Source organism: Marinobacter sp. SS13-12 (assembly GCF_030227115.1).
Lineage (GTDB): Bacteria > Pseudomonadota > Gammaproteobacteria > Pseudomonadales > Oleiphilaceae > Marinobacter.
Genome location: NZ_JASSUA010000001.1, coordinates 1,284,800 through 1,301,607, shown reverse-complemented (window position 1 = coordinate 1,301,607; position 16,808 = coordinate 1,284,800). Strand labels below are relative to the sequence as shown.

Sequence of the window (16,808 nt, the reverse complement as noted above, 5' to 3'; positions counted from 1 at the left end):
ATGTATTCACAGTATTCAGGAATCGAGCGGAGGATATCTGCATGCTCACACAGCTCACCGTCTCCAATTACGCCATTGCCGAGCGGGTTGAACTTCAGTTTGGAAAGGGCATGACGGCTCTGACCGGGGAAACCGGTGCCGGCAAATCCATCGTACTGGACGCCCTTGGCCTCGCCATGGGTGGCCGTGCTGATGCCGGCGCCGTGCGACACGGTGCCAAGCGTGCAGATATCACCGCAACCTTCGATGTATCCGCGATCGCAGAAGCCAGGCAATGGCTGGAAGAGCACGAACTGGATGACGACAATGAGTGCATCCTGCGCCGGGTAATCAGCAAGGACGGCCGCTCCCGCGCCTACATCAACGGCCAGCCCTGCCCGCTCGCACACCTGAAGGACCTGGGCAGCGCCCTGATGGACATCCACAGCCAGCATCAGCACCAGTCGCTGCTTCGCAAGGAAACCCACCGTAAACTGCTGGACGAATTTGCCGGTGTGGAAATGGTGGCAGAGCAGACCAAAGACGCCTGGAAAATCTGGCACAAGACTCACCAGCGGCTGACCGAACGCCGGCAGAATGCTGATGAAGCCGAGGCCCGCCTGCAACTGCTTCGGTACCAGGTGGAGGAACTTGACCGGCTCGCCCTGGAGGAGGGTGAACAGGAGCAACTGGAGCAGGAACAGGAGCAGCTCAGCCACGCAGACGCCGTTCTGCATGGCAGCCACCAGGCCACTTTGCTGTGCACGGAAGACGACAACAGCGCCGCAAATCTGGTGCGGCAGGCGCTGCAGCAACTGGAACAACTGCCCGTGGAGGTACCGGCACTGGCGGAAACCATCCAGATGCTGAACGAGGCGCAAATCCAGATTACCGAGGCCGGGGATAACCTGCGGCATTTCGTGGAAGACTATGACGCCGACCCCGCCAGGCTTGCCGAAGTGGAAGAGCGCCTGAGCGCCATCTATCAGATGGCCCGCAAACACCGCATCACACCGGAAACCCTGCCTGAATTCCACCGGAGCCTGAGCGCCGAACTGGCCTCGCTGGACGATGGCGAAGGCAGCGTAGAAAAACTGGAAGCAGAACTGGAAGCACAACTTGGTCAGTTCAACGAACTCGCCACACAGCTGTCAGAGGCACGGCAACAGGCCGCGGCCAACCTGGATCAGCGTATCGCTGAAGAGCTGGCGCAGCTGAGCATGCCAGCCGTCCAGTTTGTAACCCACCTGAGCCGCAACAAGGGTGACGAACCAGCCCCCCATGGCCTGGAAGATATTGAATTCCTGGTCAGCGCCAACCCCGGGCAACCTGCACGGCCGCTGGCCAAGGTAGCCTCCGGCGGCGAACTGTCACGTATCAGCCTGGCCATTCAGGTAGTGGTTGCTCAAACCTCCACGACACCCACACTGGTGTTTGACGAAGTAGACGTAGGAATTGGCGGCGGAACCGCCGAAGTGGTTGGTCGCCTGCTGCGAAGCTTGGGCGATAACGGGCAGGTTCTGTGCGTAACGCATCTGGCCCAGGTGGCCGCCCAGTGCCACCAACACCTGTTCGTCAGTAAGTTCACGGAAGCTGACGCCACCTACTCAAAAATCGAGTCACTGGACGATGATGGCAGGGTAAGCGAGGTAGCCCGGATGCTGGGCGGTGTTGATATGACCGAACACACCATTGCCCATGCCCATGAAATGTTCACCAAGGGCCAGGCCACGCATCACTGAAGACTTACAGCAAGCGGACGTATTCCCCTCTCGATCCTGAGAGTTTTTGGGGCGGGCCTGAAACCCGCCCCTTTTTTCTTTTCTATCCCGGCATTCAGGACTTGATGGGTTTGACGTACAGAATCAGGCTGTGATCGACGATCTCATAGCCACGCTCTTTGGCGATTTTCTGCTGGCGCTCTTCAATGACTTCATCAACGAATTCAATGACTTCCCCGGTCTGCGTGCAGACCATATGGTCATGATGGTCATCACCAGCCATCTCGAACACCGCATGCCCACCCTCAAAGTTGTGGCGCAGAACCAGGCCTGCAGCCTCAAACTGGGTCAGCACCCGGTACACAGTCGCCAGGCCCACGTCATCACCCTGTTCCAGAAGCTTTTTGTAAACGTCCTCGGCACTGAGGTGATGTTCCTCGGAGTTTTCCAGGATATTGAAGATTTTCACTCGCGGCAGAGTGACTTTAAGACCGACTTTCCGCAATTCGGTGTTTTCGGATGACATGTTACGATTCACTCTTTGGTGTGCCTCACGGCTTCCGGTATGATGGAGCCGCATGTTAACGGTCAGACCGTGTCACACCTGCCCCTGGCAGGCGATTTCAAGATAGAGGATTTCCCCCGGCGATGCAAAAGATCACAGCTCTCATTCTCACTCTCATCATGACTGGCTGTGCTTTCCCAGGTGTGTACAAAATCAACGTACAACAGGGAAACATACTCACTGACGAAGAGCTGACCTCACTGACCGAAGGCATGTCCCGCAGCCAGGTTCACTCCCTGCTGGGAACCCCGCTGATGACCAATCCGGCTGACCCTTCCCGTGAATATTACGTTTACACCTTCCAGCGCAGCGGTGGCGACATCAAGGAACAGCGGGTTATTGTCTACTATGAGAACGAGCAGTATTCCTACTACGAGGCACAATTGCTGGAAGAAACTCCGGCGTACTGAGCCAACATCAGGCCTTCTTCTTTGCCCGGTTGAGCCGGGCCTGCTTGGGATCAATTTTCAGCGGCCGGTAGATTTCGACCCGGTCGCCGTCCCGCAGCTCATGGGCAGACGGATCCTTGATGACCTTGCCAAAGATACCCATGTCGTCGTTTTCCGGATCAATTTCCGGAAAAACAGCAGCAATACCGGAACGCCGCACGGCCTCCACCGCGGAGGTACCCTCTTCCACCTGTAAACGGATGATCTCCTGCCTGTCTGGCCGGGCAAACGCCACTTCCACATCAATCACGACTCACCTCCGCGATAAAGCTCGTCAGCACGTCGACAAAAAGCGTCCACCATTGTCGTCGCCGCCTGATTGAATACCGGCCCGAACGTCATGCGCGACAGTGACCCGGAAAACTCGAACTCCAGGGTCAGAATAACCTTGCAGGCATTGTCATCCAGGGATTTGAAGTGCCAGCGCCCACTGAGATTCCGGAACGGCCCATCCACCAGATTCATTTCAATGGTATGCGGCAGCAACAATTGATTACGGGTAGTCAGACGATGTCGAATACCGCCTTTGGCAATATCCATGGAGGCGACAATCTGGCTCCCGGTCTCTTCATGTATTTCAGTGTCGGCGCACCAGGGAAGAAACTCCGGATAACGGGCTACGTCGTTGACCAGATGAAACATGCGGTCTGCCGGATGCATAACCAGCGCGGTTTTATCGATCTGATGGGGCATTTGAGGCGAACGTCCTGCTTTTACATGCTTGAATAGATGACGCTGCGGAAGCTTACCAGCGAAGTCAGTCTTTATCAGACGCTATGATAAAGGATCTCGTCCTCCTTGGGACCACCTTCACCTCCATTTGCGCCATCCTGTTCACTGTCGCTCTCGGTTTGCGGAGGCTCTTCGCCCTCCTCCGGGCCAGCGTCATCCTCCCCGCCCTGGGGAGCCGGAGAACCTTCACCAGAGCCTTGCGGGCGCACGGGTTCGGGCGCCATCGCCTCCGCCGGACCGCACCAGAGAGCAGCGCTGCCGGTATTACACATAGCCGCCAAAGATACCGTCGTGTACTGGATACCGATATACGCAACGACCAGGGGTAGCACCAGCCGCATCACCCAGAACCATATGCCCCGGAACAGGCCCGGAGCGCTGCCCAGTATGGTAAAAGTCAGGTTACGGGTCAGACACCAGCCGGCAAAAACAGCAACCAGAATACTCACCAGTGGAATCAACAGACCACCTGTGGCCAGCTCCAGCCATCGGAAGATGGTTCCACCGGCAAAACGGACGTCTGACCAGACATTGAAAGACAGCAGGGAACCGAGCCCTACCAGCCAGACCACGCCCCCCATCAGAAACACCGACCAGCCCCGCGGTGCGCCGGTCCATTCGCTGAACCACCCGACAACCGGCTCCAGCAGGGAGAGAGCCGTTGTCCATACGATCATGACAATAACCAGAAAGACGCTCGCAATCAGGAACTGACTGCCCGGCATGTCCGACAACGCCACCGGCAGGGACAGGAAAAGCAGGCCAAAGCCGCGCTCTCCTTCCATGGAATGCCCTCCGGGCACCAGCGAGTAGATTGCCAGGCCGGCAACAATGGCGATCAGGGTGTCCATCAGCACCACTGCGAGCACTGAGCGCTTGAGATGGGTGCCGGCTGGCGTGTAGGCCCCGAACAGCGTCCACACACCCATACCCAATCCCAGAGTAAAAAACGCATGAAACAGGGCAGCCTGCAGGCTTTCCGGGGTTACGTCGTCGGGGTGGAAGCTGAGCATGAAATTAGAGGCACTGCGATACTCACCCGTCCACACAGCCAGACCACAGAGCACCAGTAACATCAGCAGCATGGTCGGGGCTACCACCCGCACAGCACGCTCGACACCGTCAACCACGCCCTGCATGGAGACCCAGATGACCAGCAGCAGGAAGAACCCGTGCCAGGCCATGAATACGCGATAGTCTTCCGGGTCCGAGACCAGCGCGGACAGCGTGCCCGCCGCCTCGGCCTCGCCGGCGCCGATAAACCGGCCCATAGCGCCATAGAAAACGTACGCCAGCGCAATAGCGCCAAAAACAGCGGTAAAGGAGAGCACCACAAGCGCCGCAAGAATACCCATCCTGCCGGCCCATACCCACCCGCGGGAACATCGGGCTCTGCGCACATACCCGTCCATCGCCAGCACCAGGCCATGGCGGGAATGGCGCCCCATGGCTGATTCCGTCACCATCAAAGGCAGGGTTATCAGTAGCAGACAGAGCAGATACAGCAGAATGAACAGCCCGCCACCGTGCTGGCCTGCCAGGTAGGGAAACTGCCACACATTCGCCAGACCAAAGGTTGCCCCGGTCGCAGCCCAGAAAAAGGTGGTTGGCCGGGTCCAGGACCCGATTGGTGTTTCGTATGGAGTAGGCATTCCATTCCCTGACGACATCTAAGGGCACATTGTAGCGGAGGAATTACGCCCCATACGACTATCGATGCAGCCAATCGCGCCGATTTCGTGACCGGTCTGGCACTACTGAGCTACAATGCGCGCTTTTCCGGCATGAATACGCCCGGTAAATTCCTTGTCCGACTCCGGATCATCGATTCATGAGCAAGAAGAAACCCGGCGCTCCGAGCGCCACCATTGCCTTGAACAAAAAGGCAAAACACGAATACCACATTGAAGAACGCTTCGAGGCCGGCCTCGTCTTGCTGGGCTGGGAGGTAAAATCCCTGCGCGCCGGCAAGGCGCAGCTGACCGACGCCTATGTGCTGCTGAAAGATGGTGAAGCCTGGCTGCTCGGCTCTCACATCACACCACTGATCACAGCATCCACCCACGTCTTCGCGGACCCGACCCGTACCCGCAAGCTGCTTTTGCACGAGAAGGAAATTGCCAAGATCGTGGGCAAGGTGAACCAGGCCGGCTATACCTGCATTCCCCTCGCGCTGTACTGGAAAAAGAACAAGGTAAAGTGCGAAATCGCCCTGGTGAAAGGCAAGAAGCTGTTCGACAAGCGCGCTACCGAGAAAGAGCGGGACTGGAACCGCCAGAAGCAGCGTATCCTGCGCGATACCAACCTCTGATCACGACACCGCACAAAACTCGAAATATCTGACACCGGTCATGGGCAACACCGACCGGTGTGTCGCATACTCACTCTCTTTGTTCAGATTTCCAACAGGCCTATACTCGGGAGTCCCGGTGCAGGGCAAAGGGAGAGCTTATGTCACCTAAACAGACACCCATGTCCGCCGTTGATCACGCCTGGCTGAGAATGGACACGCCCCAGAATCACATGGTGATCTGCGGAGTGTGGATGCTTGACCGCCCCGTTTCCATGAGCCGCCTCAGGCACACGATTGAGGAGCGCTTCCTCTGCTTCGACCGCTTCCGCCAGCGTGTCGTGGAGGCTGGAGACCGGGCCTACTGGCAGGATGACCCCCTGTTTGACCTGGATAATCACCTCCACCAGATCGCCCTGCCGGGCAAAGCTGACAAAGCCGAGCTCCAGAAACTGGCCAGCGACTTGAACAGTACTTCTCTGGATTTTCGGCAACCGCTCTGGCAAATGCATTACATCGACAATTATGAGGGTGGCAGCGCACTGTTGATTCGCGTCCACCATTGTATTGCCGATGGCATCTCGCTGGTCCGGGTCATGCTGTCACTGACTGATAAAACGCCAGAACCAAAACTCAGCAAAGTGGTGTCAAAGCGCCGTTCAAAACCGCGCAAGCGATCCGCAATTCAGCAACTGCTCCACCGCACAGTGAACAACCTCCAGACCGCCACGAATCAGGGCAGACTGTTCATTCAGTCCGTTCGGGAAGAGCCTAATTACCCCCTTAAACTCGCGTCGACCGCCAGCGCCGTGGCCCTGGACCTTATCAAACTCGGCCTGGCCCCCATTGAACCCAAAACCGGGTTGAAAGAGCCCCTTTCCGGACGCAAACAGGTTGCCTGGGCAGAACCTCTGGAGCTGGCCGACGTAAAAGCCTGCGCCAAGGCACTGGGTGGCACCATTAATGATGCACTGCTATGCACCGTCACCGGTGCTTTGCAGCGACATTTTGCAGCGCATCAGGAAGCCATTCCGGAATGCGGAATTCGCGTTGCCGTTCCTTTTAATCTGCGGCCTCTTGATCAACCCATCGAAACCCTCGGCAACAAGTTCGGACTGGTGTTGGTTACCCTGCCGGTGGAAGTGCAGGACCCAATGATGTGCTTCCGACAGGTACAGGAGAATATGAACCGGCTTAAGCGGTCTTACCAGGCCCAGGTTACCTACAGCCTTCTGGATCTATTTGGCCGCGGCCCCGATGTTATTGAACGGCGGGCCCTCGACCTGCTAAGCAACAAAGCCTCCGCCGTACTGACCAATGTGCCGGGGCCCAAAAATGCCCTGTACCTGGCGGGCAGCAAGCTGACGCAACCCATGTTCTGGGTGCCCCAGAGCGGCAATATCGGTATCGGTATGAGCATTCTCAGCTACGACGGCACGGTGCAGTTCGGCATTACCGTCGATAAAGCCATCCACGCCGAACCAGATTTGGTGATGGACTATTTTCGACAAAGCTTTGAGGCCCTGAGTCATGTGGCGCTGGCAGGCCGACAAGGCAGCACCAAAGACAAGAAGGACAAGAAAGTGAAAGTGGCGTAGGTATAACTACGGGCCGAAAGCACAAAACAACAACAAACAAACCTTGAAGTCCGGCAAACCGGCCACATATACTGTCAGTAAGGGGACGACATGGCTTCGACGCTGGTGGCGAACCCTTGGGTGCATGTCGAGATGGCAGCCAATCTCGTTAATCCAAAGCTGCAACGCAATAGTCGCAAACGACGAAAACTACGCACTAGCAGCGTAAGCTGCTAGTCGTCCTGACTGGGTCGCCCGTAGCCCAGAGCTACATCTCAGGACGTCATCGCTTACGGGATGCTCCGTTATCCAGAGTTCACTGGCTAACGGCTAAGATTCAAAGAACTCGGTTCTTGCACCCTGACTCTCGGGTCGCTTGAACTTAAATCAATAGAGAGACGCTAAGCATGTAGATCTCAAGGCTGAGTACTGGCGGACGCGGGTTCAATTCCCGCCGTCTCCACCAACCAACCGCAAGAAAGCCCCTGAAATCAGGGGCTTTTTTCGTTTACAGCTACCACTGCCAAGACAGGATGTCCACTTCGTGTCCACCAACGGTAAAAAGTCCATATTTCAACGAATAGCCGAGAGAGAAACGGCACCAGAGACTCACCTCTTTAAAACGGTTGCCTTTTGGCTATCCATTGCACCACCACTTATTATCGGGGCAGGCTTGGCAATTTATGCAGGCATACAAGAAGGGAAGACTTGGGTTTTCTCGACTTCGGGGTATAACGCGTTGCTTCAAGACTTCAAGCTTCCGATAGGGATCATGGGGTTAGCCATACCTTTAGGGGCGCTATCTGCCGCGGTGCACAGATCTGTACAAACATCCCGCCAAATTATAGAGCAAAATCAGCAAAATATTTTTTCGAACTATCTCGAACATCGCAGATACTTTCTCGCTTTCATGGACGAACACAAGCCTTTCAACCAAGTAAGTGTTAGCGCCCCTCACCTATATCAACGCCTGTTTCCAGAAAGCGCTAACGGACCACTAAACCCAGACAAACATTCAATCTACGAGTTCTTAAAAATCGCCGAAGAAACGGCAGAATTCAGCGCACAAACTGTCGACAGAGAGCTGTCGGAAAAAAAGTTCAAAATTATCGACCAGCGATTGACTGATTGTCTGATTGCATCGAATAGAACACTACAGAAGTTTATGCCTGTTGCTGATCTTGACATGGGAACGTTTGGCAGAGATCCCCTAGGCGTTCTTCCACAGGCCCTGACGCAGAATTTAGATGCTGCAAAGGGCCTAGTCGAATGCGCTAACTTTCACAAGAACTTCATACCAGACTATGACTTCAATGAATTAGAGAAAAATACAGCATTTTGTCTTAATAAGATTTATTCACTACAAAAACTCTATAACCTCTGGCGAATGATTTGGGGAGAAGTTTCAGGTGAACTACCATCCAACCGTAATCAATCTCTTCAGAGCCGCCTAGGCGGGATTAAGCAAAATATGGAGGCGAACAGAATGAACATAGATGATCTGGAAATTATATTTAAGTATCACTTGGATGATGGAGAAAAACAGGCACTGATTGAATATGGCCCCGGCACCTGGAAGTTGCTGCTCAATGAGACTAAAAAACCGGACGGTATTGAATAGCATCCAACAAATGGCTGGGCGCCAAGTGTGAATACCGCATTGTCATGGTTACGTTGGAATGACCCAGGATTTTTTGAAGACTCAATATATCGCCACCGTTCATCACAAAATGACTGGCAAACGTGTGTCGCAAGACGTGTGCGGACTGCCCAGCCGGAAGCTGAATTCCCGACTTTTCCAACGCACGACGGAATGCAGAGAGCGAGAAGCTAAAACCACCGTGTTGTTTCAAGTGTTCCTGGATTTCTTTGAAGAGCTCAGGCGCTACAGGCACAGACCTGGACTTTCCGCTTTTGGTGTTCACGAACGTGAGCTTTCCTTCCTGGACGTGACGCAGCTGCAGGTTTTCTGCTTCTCCCCACCTGGCACCGGTTGCCAGGCATATCCTGGTGAGCAGGTGAACGTGTGGGTTCTGGCTGAACCCTTCAATGGTTGTTAGCAGGTGCCGGATCTGCTCGACTGTCAGCCAGGACAGCTCCCTCTCATCCAGTCGGATTGATTCGACGTGGCGGAACGGATTATCAAAGTCGATTTCCTTCAACCGGTTCAACTGGTTGAAAACAGCGTTGAGATAACCGAGGTGGTTGTTCAGGGTTTTCTTGCTGGCTCCCTCCTGGATCTTATGGGCACGGTACGCCAGGAATGCTGCCGGCTTTACCGTTCTGGCAACTGGATTGCCCATGAAGTCAGCGATTGTGTCCAGGCAGCGTTTACGGCGCTCGCCATCCTTAAGGTGAACACCCTTGGCATTGAACCAGAGCTGAATCAGATCCTTTAGTCTACGGTTATCGGCTTTTGAGGGGTTCCATTCCTTCCCTTCTGCACTTTTCGTCAGAACGTATGTTTCAAAGCGCTTTGCCTCAGCCTTGGAATCGAAGCTTTTCCGGATGCGCCTTGAACCCCGGCCATCTGTACGCAGGTCTACCTGCCACCGCCCCGATGGTAGCTTTTTGATCATGCGGCCACCTTTGTGAGCAGTCGTCGTTTTGTGAGTCCGTCCTGGACGAGCTGGAAGAGTTCGTTCTCGTAGATCTCCCGTCGTCTGTAGTAGTTGCAGAGATCTTCCCAAAGACCGGATTTCTTGAGGCAGTCCCAGGCCTGTCGGGCGTTAAAACGGTTGCGTGCATAGATTGACAAGAGATTGCCAAAGGCCAGGGAGACGTTCTTTTCGTTGCCGCAACCGGGTTCCTTTTTTACGCGTTTATACATCAGGTCCGGTGCTGAGTAGCCGAAGCCGATGTCTTCCCGGAGTTTGGTCCAGATGGGGTGGACCCATTCCCGTTTCACTTCGTAGCGGTTGCCCTGGAGGGCGTATTGCCACAGGCCGGTGAGGTGCGGTACCGCATCCATGTAGGTATAGATGGGTTTCATGCCGGGGGTGCCCTGGGAGATCTCGTTCACGATCCTGTGGTGGAAGCGGATCTCCAGGCGCCAGACGGGTTTATCGGGGTCGTAGCAGGTGTCCGGGAAGCTGTGTTCATTGACGGCGCATTCCCAGATGCCTTCCATGAAGGCGCGTTTGTCGGAGACGTCCACTTCCTTGGATTTGTCATAGAGGCACACCTGCAGGCTGTTGGCTTTGCCGAAGGTGTAGGTTTCGCCTTTGCCGTTGATGGTGCTGCCTTCCAGGCCCTTGAAGTGCATATCACTGATGCCGTTGTGCACGCTGATGGTTCTTGCCCTGGTCACGAAGTGCTGGGCGAAGTCCTGGGGTGGTTCCCAGCCCTGGAAGTCGACCGCCAGGTGTAAGGCAATGCCGACGGGTTTGATGGCTTGGAGGAAGTGCATGCCCCATTCGGTGAGCTCGTCGTGGATCTGGTGGCTGGAGCGTTCGTAAAGCCATCTAGGGGAGGTTTCGATTTTAACGTGCGTGCCCTGGCTGTCGGCTTCGGCGTAGAAATTCTGGATCAGGATGGTCAGGCCGTATTCCCGGTTTTGCAGGATGTACTTGAAGCCCCCTCGCCTGCCGGACTGGACACGGAACGGAATGCCCCTGACGGTGATGGTGGCATCGAAGCTGGATTCGTAGGCGGTGACGATTTCGGCCAGGGGTTCGGGCTTCAACCGTCCCTCGAAGAGTTGGCGGACGGTATCGACACCGGTCCAGAGGACGTTGACGTCCTGGAGGTTCACTTGCTGACCTTCCGGTCCGATGAACAGATCCCCTTTTCCGATTTCCCCGGTGGTCACGTCCATGCGTTCAAAGTCTCTGATTTTCATCTGTGGCCTTCTGTGGTTGTCTGTGGTCGTAAATCGACTGAAGTCGTTTTCCATGAGACGTGTTACAGGGACGTCTCTGCCGCTGCGCGGCGCGTGGTGGTCGCTCCGCTCGCACTCACGCGCCGCCGCCTTCCTTCTCGGGTAGTGCTGTTTCCAGGTAGGAGGAACGGGAAGGCCGGTCCTCTTCTGCCCGCACGGGTTCCCGGTAGCTGTAGTAAGTCACCAGCTTGCCCTGGATGACGCAGTAGGGTTCCCCGGTTTTAATGAAGCGGGCGCAAATCCTGGAATGGATTTTCCTGGTGCCGGTTTCGCCCCAGATCCAGTACACGTCGTTGACCTTGCCGACGATGCGCCACTTGTCCGAGAGCGGCAGCCAGCCGGGTTCCACTTCGTATTTCACCTGGTGCGGCGCCCTGCCCTCCATGTTGGCCCTGACCGCCTGGGTTCGCTGGGCAACCTGTGCGCTGCGGGTGGCGGTGACCGGTTGTTGGTTCCGGTTTCCTGGTGACTGGGTTTCGGTTGCCGGTGTGGTGCCGTCGGTGTGTTCTTCCGGGCTGAAGTAAGCGACCGCTTTCCAGACACCCAGCGCCATGATCAGGATCGAGACCGGTATCCCGTACTTGATCAGGGGGTGCTTGAGGATGTTGGCGCGGTCGTCGGCTTTCTCTTCCATGCCAGCGGCGAAGTCGGTTTTGTTCCTGGTGTGGCTCTTGTAGTACTGGTAGATCTCGGGCTTGTAGCTTCCGTAGAGCTGGCGCATGGGTTTACCGGGTTTCTGGCCGGTGGCGGCACCCATGTAGACGTCGACCCGGTATTTGTTCTTCTGGCCGATGGCGGTGAGCTTGACCGCTCGGTAGGTTTCTTCCACCAGGCCCCGGACGAAGGCGCACAGCTGGGCCAGGTCCTGGGTGACCAGTACGATCTCGTTGGTGCGTCCGTCCTCACCGACGTTGTGGCGGTGTTCGGTGAAGAACTCTTTCTGGTTTTGTGGAATGTTGGTGGCTTTCATGCCGCTTTTCCAGAAGCGCCAGGCTTCGTCGATGATCCAGATCACACCGGCGGGGTGGCGTTCCAGGTCGAAGAAGCCGGGATCGTCTTCGGCGTCCCGGTTATCGAACAGGGTGACTTTGCCCTTCGGGTAGTCGTCCGAGAGGCGGCCAAGTTTTAGCGGGATGTTGGTGATGATGTGGCGGCCGGATTCCAGGGCGGGGATCACGACGTTCTCGACAACGCCGTAACTCTTGCCGGAACCGGGCAGGCCTGAGTAACCGACGATGGACATGGCTTATCCTATGAACGGGATGCGGCGGAGGATGAACCGGGCGATCAGGGCGCTCATCATGGCGGTGAGGCCATAATCGAATTCAAAGACGGTGAGGAAGTACAGCAGCTGGCCGCCCAGGCCATCGAAGAGGTTCTGCAGGTCGACGATGTCGATGTCGGGTATCCAGCCAAGCATGAGTTCCACGCCATCGACCAGCAGGCCGAAGAGCTGGCGCGGTACCCACAGGACGATGTCGATCAGTGCATCAATCAGTTTCTGGATCATGGTCAGGCCCTCAGGAAGACGAAGACGGCGGCCAGGGTCCAGACGGCGATGAACAGCATGGACAGCAGGCCGCGGTGGTCGTTCAGGACGGTGCAATGGCTGTCGATCGGCATGGCGGACCAGTAGTCGGTGGCCGGGATGGTCCAGACCGGACAAGTGTTGTTGCTGGCGATGCTGGGGATGGTGGTCACCGCCTGGATGGTCGGGTTGCCGGCGATGCTGGCCTGGAGCCGTTCGCTGCTTTCGGCGAAGGTGGGGGCGTCTCCGAGGCCTTCGGTGTTGTAGCCGTCGTCGGGGCCGTCGAGCTTTTCGTTGATTTCTTTGACGGTGTTGCGGGTATCGTTGGCGACGCCGTTGGCTTCATCCTGGAGTTCGTTGGACTTGGCAACACCCTTGCCGATCTTATCCAGGCGGTCGTTGGTGCCCTTGCTGTTCTTGTTGCCTTCGGCAATGCCCTGGTTGATCTTGTTGAGCCCCTTATCGACGCTGGTGGGGTCGTTGCCGGGGTCGTATTCGTCTGGCTCCCCATCGCCGTCGGTGTCGGTGTTGGGTTCTTCGTCTTTCCACCATTCATCCGGCTCCTGGCCGGGTTCGGGGGCGTCCTGGGGATCGGCGCACACGAAGCCGTATTCGTCGAGAACAGCCACTGTTCCGACATCACAGGTGGGAGGGCCATATTCATCCGGAATACAGGCAGGCGTTCCGTTGACGAGGCCGAAGGAGCCCCCCTCACATTGCTGCTGGGATTCACAGAGATTTTTCTTGGCGTAACCGTTGCCGATGAAGCCCTGGTAATCGGGCGAGTCGGCGTTGCAGTTCTCGTCGTTGTTGGCGGGCTGCTGGAGGCAGACGCCGTTCAGGGAGCCTTCCGGGCAGCTTTGGACACATTGTTGGTTCTGGGCGTCGTAGATTTCGCCGTTTTCGTAGCATTCTTCAGGCTCCTGTGAAGGAGGTAGACATTCCTGTGCGTCTATATCCCAGGAATAGTCAGAAGGGCAGGAAGGCGGTGCTTGGTAAAAGACAGTGGACCGCTGAACGTACCGACCGTTAGAGTAACCATCAGCGTCACAATAGGCGCTGTACTTTGCCACCGCCCCGTATTCGCCGGGGCTCGGTTCAGGATATTCTGTGTGAAGCTCTATATGATGCAGACCGTTATAACTTGAACCACCACACCGAAGTTCAGCCCACGCTTCAGCGGCTGCATAGGCGGAGGAATGCGGACCAGACGGATAGCTTGCATCTGGAACCTCATACATGCCAGGCGCAAGAGCGAAGGCAGTCCCTGCAAAGAGACAGAGCCACAGGATCAGACATCCTTGAACAGATAGACGCATAGTGCGGCCCCCATCATGAAGAATGTCCAATCCCACAGCTCTGCCACGGTTCACGCTCCTACTTGATCATGCTCAGCAGGAGTCGGGCACCCTTGCGCACGACGTAGAAGCCGGCCAGGACACCAACCACGGCGATCACGCCGGTGATTTCACCGGAGAAATCCAGGCCGCCGGTGACGGTGGACCAGTCGGCAGCGTTGGCGGCGGAGGCACCCAGGAAGGTCATGGGTACGGCGGCGAACTTGGCTGCAGGCTTTACGAAACGGCGGGCCTGAGCCGCCTGGAACTTGATTGCATTCATAGCGATTACCTCAACATTTTCAGGAGTTGGCGACCGCCCCATGCGACCGCCATTAAGGGCAAGGTCACGCTGAAGCCCTGAAACAGTGCTTCGGCGATCATTGCCGGGGTGTACTCGACGGGGGCCGTGTACACCACCTGGGTGATGGCGCCAGTGCAGTCCCAGCCAGTCGCTGTGATTGTCCAGTCGCCGTCACACAGGATTGCTTTGCTCACCGGTCAGTCTCCCTTTCCGGTTACGCGGTTTTCTTGACTTGGTCCTGGGGTTTCATGTCCAGGGCCTTGAAGGTGATCTTGCCGCCCTGCCCGGCTTTCATCTGGGCTTTGACGGTGAACATGGCCGGGAGGCGTTCGGCGTGGTTGCGCAGCTGGTCGATGTGCTTCCAATCGCAGGCGATTTTCATGACTTCGTTGCCGACTCGGTTGTCGTCGGTTGCCTCTGCTGGGGAGTAGGCCCACAGGGAGCCACCACGGTTCCCGTCGATGTCGTAGCGGGTGGCGCCGATGATCATGAGGTTCAGGTAGTTTTCCATTTGGTGTGTCCTCTGGTTTCGTTGGGTGTTGCTGGTTGTCCGGCTAGGCCGAAGGTTGAATATTCAACTTTGGTTTTCGTTACTGCCTTTCCTGGTGGTGATGGAGGAAAGGGTTTGAATTGGGTGTTGCGACCCCTTCGGGGCGGGCTCTACTCGCGTTGCTCCTGGCCACTAAGGTGGCCACCCTTACGGGTAACGATCCCTGTCGCCTGCCGCGCTCCGCTTGCCTCTTGTGCTCATGGCTCGGAATCAAGGGGCGGGCGTCCTTCCCCGGCATCCTCACCACTCTTTCTGCGCACTGTGGACCAGCCAGTGACCGCCACAAGGCCAGGCGGCCTTCGGCCGTGGCGCTGCGCGCCAGCCTTGCAGCGCTCACTGTCCGGCCCCCTGATCGTGCGCGAGTGGTGACGATGACGGGGGCGGACTCGAAGGCTTTTCAGGGTGTTGGGCCTGGAAGCCCAGGTCGGGGCAGCCGGCCTCTAACCAGGAGCGCAGGACCGCACCACCCAGGGTCCAGAGGTCGGTGCCTCGTTGGACGGCTTCCTGTTGCAGTTGGAGGTAACAGGAGCTGGGGGCGCTGACGTAGAAGCGGCGTTCTTTGTCGTCGGGTTTGGATTTTCTTGGGGGGATGTGGCTCATAGCTCGGTCTCCGTAACGTTGGGAAGGTCCAGGGTTCCGCAGTCCCAGGCGTCGCGCAGTTGGATCAGGCGATCGAAGGCCGGGCTGTGGTGGTGGCTGGCTTCCAGTTCGTGGATCAGGCGATCGGTGAAGGCGGCCTTGCAGCGGGCGAGGTAGTCGCACGGGTAGTCAGTGCGGACGTCGCGCAGCTGGCTGAGGCGCTCCACCAGGGTGGTTAAAAGGCCTTCCAGGGCATCCGGGGTGAGTGCAGAGGACGGGCTTGGGCCCTGGAAGGCAAAACTTGGGTTCGGGTTCGGGTTCGGGATGCGGTGGCCTGTCATGCCTGTGCCCTCACTTGTTCGGGCGCGCGGATGGCGGCCCAGGTATTGAAATCGGTGATGGTGTCTTGGAGCGTGAATCGGGACAGGGCGTTGACGCAGTCCATGGTGTAGTTGAACAGGTGGTCGTCCAGCTCGTTGAGGGCGTCGGCCATGCCCAGCAGTTTGGTGATGCTGTCGCAGTAGGCATCCCACTCGCCCGCTTTATGGAGGTGCACAGCGACATTGACGACGGACTGGATGCTTGGCTGTTTGCGCTGACGGAGGGCCGGGGTCATGAGAAGGCCTCCAGGCGGATGCCTTTATAGCGTTGTCCTGGTAATGCGCCGCAGGTGGCCAGTTGTTCACGACGAAGGACCACCGAGTCCGGGAGTGTTCCTTTTACGCTTTGGAAGTAGTCCAGATAGGCGTCCAGTTTGGCGCGGATCTTCAGGGACTTCGGGTTGTCATTGAAGCGGACGGCGTCGCCATCAACCGGGCGCTGTTCGGTATAAGGAGTGACGAAAGACCAGCCGGCGGCACCGTTGATGCGATCACCACCTACAGCCATCCATTGGCGGCCCGAAGCGCTGACCGCCACTGTGCCAGGGGCGACCATGCGGGCCGGGCCGAGGCGATCCGCAGAGGCAACCATCTGCCCACCATTGAAGAACCAGACACCGGGTACGTTGGCACCGCCCCTCTGGCCAACCTCAATGAAGACCTGAACAGCTCTGCCAACCTGGTTAAGACGCTTCATTGCCAGTCCTCCTTATCCATTGCCTGCTGGGACAGAGCGGCGATGTTCACCATGCGAACACGGCCAATCTTGAGAGATGGAAGGTGACCCTTTTCGATCTGGCCCCTGACCTGCCCTTCCGTGAGTCCGGTCAGTTGGGAGTAGCGCTCCTGGGTCATGACTGGGGTTGCTAGCAAGATGATTTGTTTTTGCTCGTCCACTGTTTTGCACTCTGCTACACTGAATTGCACACTCATTTAT

Annotated in this window: 22 protein-coding genes and 1 other RNA gene; 6 read left to right on the top strand and 17 right to left on the bottom strand. The window is 57.0% G+C overall.

Annotated features, from left to right (window positions below):
• Positions 1–41 precede the first annotated feature (41 nt).
• Entirely contained in the window at positions 42–1,721 is a 1,680-nt protein-coding gene (recN, locus tag QPL94_RS05975; protein WP_285356175.1) for a DNA repair protein RecN, read from the top strand.
• A 94-nt stretch (positions 1,722–1,815) separates the two neighbouring features.
• Here recN and fur read toward each other — a convergent pair whose 3' ends face one another.
• Positions 1,816–2,226, bottom strand: a complete 411-nt coding sequence (gene fur, locus QPL94_RS05970) for a ferric iron uptake transcriptional regulator (RefSeq protein ID WP_285356174.1) — start codon at positions 2,224–2,226, stop codon at positions 1,816–1,818.
• 122 nt (positions 2,227–2,348) lie between these two features.
• Here fur and QPL94_RS05965 point away from each other — a divergent pair, with 122 nt between their 5' ends.
• The gene (locus QPL94_RS05965) at positions 2,349–2,675 is read left to right on the top strand and encodes an outer membrane protein assembly factor BamE (RefSeq protein WP_285356172.1); all 327 of its coding nucleotides are present in this window, start codon (positions 2,349–2,351) and stop codon (positions 2,673–2,675) included.
• Between the two features lie 7 nt (positions 2,676–2,682).
• Here QPL94_RS05965 and QPL94_RS05960 read toward each other — a convergent pair whose 3' ends face one another.
• From QPL94_RS05960 to QPL94_RS05950, 3 genes are all read right to left on the bottom strand, one after another.
• Positions 2,683–2,964, bottom strand: a complete 282-nt coding sequence (locus QPL94_RS05960) for an RnfH family protein (RefSeq protein ID WP_285356171.1) — start codon at positions 2,962–2,964, stop codon at positions 2,683–2,685.
• Entirely contained in the window at positions 2,961–3,407 is a 447-nt protein-coding gene (locus QPL94_RS05955) for a type II toxin-antitoxin system RatA family toxin (RefSeq protein WP_137435839.1), read from the bottom strand. The genes QPL94_RS05960 and QPL94_RS05955 overlap by 4 nt, the downstream gene beginning before the upstream one ends.
• Positions 3,408–3,481: 74 nt before the next feature.
• Positions 3,482–5,098, bottom strand: coding sequence for a sodium-dependent transporter (locus QPL94_RS05950; protein WP_285356168.1), 1,617 nt, complete (start codon positions 5,096–5,098; stop codon positions 3,482–3,484).
• Positions 5,099–5,277: 179 nt separating this feature from the next.
• On the opposite strand from QPL94_RS05950, the gene smpB reads away from it, so the two are divergent.
• The 4 genes from smpB to QPL94_RS05930 all read left to right on the top strand — a co-directional run bounded on the left by smpB (position 5,278) and on the right by QPL94_RS05930 (position 8,934).
• Positions 5,278–5,757, top strand: coding sequence for an SsrA-binding protein SmpB (smpB, locus tag QPL94_RS05945; RefSeq protein ID WP_285356167.1), 480 nt, complete (start codon positions 5,278–5,280; stop codon positions 5,755–5,757).
• 140 nt (positions 5,758–5,897) lie between these two features.
• Positions 5,898–7,334: a WS/DGAT/MGAT family O-acyltransferase gene (locus QPL94_RS05940; RefSeq protein ID WP_285356166.1), complete on the top strand. Its 1,437-nt coding sequence runs from the start codon at positions 5,898–5,900 to the stop codon at positions 7,332–7,334.
• Between the two features lie 81 nt (positions 7,335–7,415).
• Positions 7,416–7,779, top strand: a transfer-messenger RNA (tmRNA) gene (gene ssrA, locus QPL94_RS05935).
• Positions 7,780–7,857: 78 nt separating this feature from the next.
• Positions 7,858–8,934: a hypothetical protein gene (locus QPL94_RS05930; protein WP_285356165.1), complete on the top strand. Its 1,077-nt coding sequence runs from the start codon at positions 7,858–7,860 to the stop codon at positions 8,932–8,934.
• On the opposite strand, the gene QPL94_RS05925 is transcribed toward QPL94_RS05930, so the two are convergent.
• From QPL94_RS05925 to QPL94_RS05865, 13 genes are all read right to left on the bottom strand, one after another.
• A complete protein-coding gene (locus QPL94_RS05925; protein WP_285356164.1) occupies positions 8,909–9,892 on the bottom strand; it encodes a phage integrase in 984 nt (327 codons plus the stop codon). The genes QPL94_RS05930 and QPL94_RS05925 overlap by 26 nt on opposite strands.
• On the bottom strand, positions 9,889–11,154 hold the full coding sequence (locus tag QPL94_RS05920) for a phage replication initiation factor (protein ID WP_285356163.1): 1,266 nt from the start codon (positions 11,152–11,154) through the stop codon (positions 9,889–9,891). The genes QPL94_RS05925 and QPL94_RS05920 overlap by 4 nt, the downstream gene beginning before the upstream one ends.
• A 115-nt stretch (positions 11,155–11,269) precedes the next feature.
• Entirely contained in the window at positions 11,270–12,436 is a 1,167-nt protein-coding gene (locus tag QPL94_RS05915) for a zonular occludens toxin domain-containing protein (RefSeq protein WP_285356162.1), read from the bottom strand.
• A gap of 3 nt (positions 12,437–12,439) precedes the next feature.
• Positions 12,440–12,703 carry a DUF2523 family protein gene (locus QPL94_RS05910; protein ID WP_285356161.1) on the bottom strand — a complete coding sequence of 88 codons (264 nt, stop codon included), beginning with the start codon at positions 12,701–12,703 and terminating at the stop codon, positions 12,440–12,442.
• Between the two features lie 2 nt (positions 12,704–12,705).
• Positions 12,706–13,794, bottom strand: a complete 1,089-nt coding sequence (locus QPL94_RS05905; protein ID WP_285356159.1) for a hypothetical protein — start codon at positions 13,792–13,794, stop codon at positions 12,706–12,708.
• Positions 13,795–14,098: 304 nt separating this feature from the next.
• Positions 14,099–14,341, bottom strand: a complete 243-nt coding sequence (locus tag QPL94_RS05900; protein WP_099617478.1) for a hypothetical protein — start codon at positions 14,339–14,341, stop codon at positions 14,099–14,101.
• A 5-nt stretch (positions 14,342–14,346) separates the two neighbouring features.
• Positions 14,347–14,556, bottom strand: coding sequence for a hypothetical protein (locus QPL94_RS05895; RefSeq protein WP_285356158.1), 210 nt, complete (start codon positions 14,554–14,556; stop codon positions 14,347–14,349).
• A gap of 20 nt (positions 14,557–14,576) precedes the next feature.
• The gene (locus QPL94_RS05890) at positions 14,577–14,873 is read right to left on the bottom strand and encodes a hypothetical protein (protein WP_285356157.1); all 297 of its coding nucleotides are present in this window, start codon (positions 14,871–14,873) and stop codon (positions 14,577–14,579) included.
• Between the two features lie 372 nt (positions 14,874–15,245).
• The gene (locus tag QPL94_RS05885) at positions 15,246–15,512 is read right to left on the bottom strand and encodes a hypothetical protein (RefSeq protein WP_285356156.1); all 267 of its coding nucleotides are present in this window, start codon (positions 15,510–15,512) and stop codon (positions 15,246–15,248) included.
• Positions 15,509–15,832 (bottom strand): hypothetical protein, encoded by a 324-nt coding sequence (locus QPL94_RS05880; RefSeq protein WP_285356154.1) that lies wholly within the window; start codon positions 15,830–15,832, stop codon positions 15,509–15,511. Before QPL94_RS05880 ends, QPL94_RS05885 begins: the two co-directional genes overlap by 4 nt.
• Entirely contained in the window at positions 15,829–16,107 is a 279-nt protein-coding gene (locus QPL94_RS05875; protein WP_285356152.1) for a hypothetical protein, read from the bottom strand. The genes QPL94_RS05880 and QPL94_RS05875 overlap by 4 nt, the downstream gene beginning before the upstream one ends.
• Positions 16,104–16,568: a hypothetical protein gene (locus QPL94_RS05870; protein ID WP_285356149.1), complete on the bottom strand. Its 465-nt coding sequence runs from the start codon at positions 16,566–16,568 to the stop codon at positions 16,104–16,106. Before QPL94_RS05870 ends, QPL94_RS05875 begins: the two co-directional genes overlap by 4 nt.
• Complete coding sequence (locus QPL94_RS05865) at positions 16,565–16,726, bottom strand: hypothetical protein (protein ID WP_285356147.1); 162 nt, start codon at positions 16,724–16,726, stop codon at positions 16,565–16,567. The genes QPL94_RS05870 and QPL94_RS05865 overlap by 4 nt, the downstream gene beginning before the upstream one ends.
• Positions 16,727–16,808: the final 82 nt, after the last annotated feature.

Coding starts and splice junctions, on each gene's coding strand:
- fur (WP_285356174.1), bottom strand. CDS start 2,226: ATGTCATCCGAAAACACCGAATTGCGGAAAGTCGGTCTTAAAGTCACT.
- QPL94_RS05955 (WP_137435839.1), bottom strand. CDS start 3,407: ATGCCCCATCAGATCGATAAAACCGCGCTGGTTATGCATCCGGCAGAC.
- QPL94_RS05950 (WP_285356168.1), bottom strand. CDS start 5,098: ATGCCTACTCCATACGAAACACCAATCGGGTCCTGGACCCGGCCAACC.
- QPL94_RS05925 (WP_285356164.1), bottom strand. CDS start 9,892: ATGATCAAAAAGCTACCATCGGGGCGGTGGCAGGTAGACCTGCGTACA.
- QPL94_RS05870 (WP_285356149.1), bottom strand. CDS start 16,568: ATGAAGCGTCTTAACCAGGTTGGCAGAGCTGTTCAGGTCTTCATTGAG.
- QPL94_RS05885 (WP_285356156.1), bottom strand. CDS start 15,512: ATGAGCCACATCCCCCCAAGAAAATCCAAACCCGACGACAAAGAACGC.
- QPL94_RS05865 (WP_285356147.1), bottom strand. CDS start 16,726: ATGACCCAGGAGCGCTACTCCCAACTGACCGGACTCACGGAAGGGCAG.
- QPL94_RS05890 (WP_285356157.1), bottom strand. CDS start 14,873: ATGGAAAACTACCTGAACCTCATGATCATCGGCGCCACCCGCTACGAC.
- QPL94_RS05965 (WP_285356172.1), top strand. CDS start 2,349: ATGCAAAAGATCACAGCTCTCATTCTCACTCTCATCATGACTGGCTGT.
- QPL94_RS05875 (WP_285356152.1), bottom strand. CDS start 16,107: ATGACCCCGGCCCTCCGTCAGCGCAAACAGCCAAGCATCCAGTCCGTC.
- recN (WP_285356175.1), top strand. CDS start 42: ATGCTCACACAGCTCACCGTCTCCAATTACGCCATTGCCGAGCGGGTT.
- QPL94_RS05880 (WP_285356154.1), bottom strand. CDS start 15,832: ATGACAGGCCACCGCATCCCGAACCCGAACCCGAACCCAAGTTTTGCC.
- smpB (WP_285356167.1), top strand. CDS start 5,278: ATGAGCAAGAAGAAACCCGGCGCTCCGAGCGCCACCATTGCCTTGAAC.
- QPL94_RS05910 (WP_285356161.1), bottom strand. CDS start 12,703: ATGATCCAGAAACTGATTGATGCACTGATCGACATCGTCCTGTGGGTA.
- QPL94_RS05940 (WP_285356166.1), top strand. CDS start 5,898: ATGTCACCTAAACAGACACCCATGTCCGCCGTTGATCACGCCTGGCTG.
- QPL94_RS05915 (WP_285356162.1), bottom strand. CDS start 12,436: ATGTCCATCGTCGGTTACTCAGGCCTGCCCGGTTCCGGCAAGAGTTAC.
- QPL94_RS05920 (WP_285356163.1), bottom strand. CDS start 11,154: ATGAAAATCAGAGACTTTGAACGCATGGACGTGACCACCGGGGAAATC.
- QPL94_RS05900 (WP_099617478.1), bottom strand. CDS start 14,341: ATGAATGCAATCAAGTTCCAGGCGGCTCAGGCCCGCCGTTTCGTAAAG.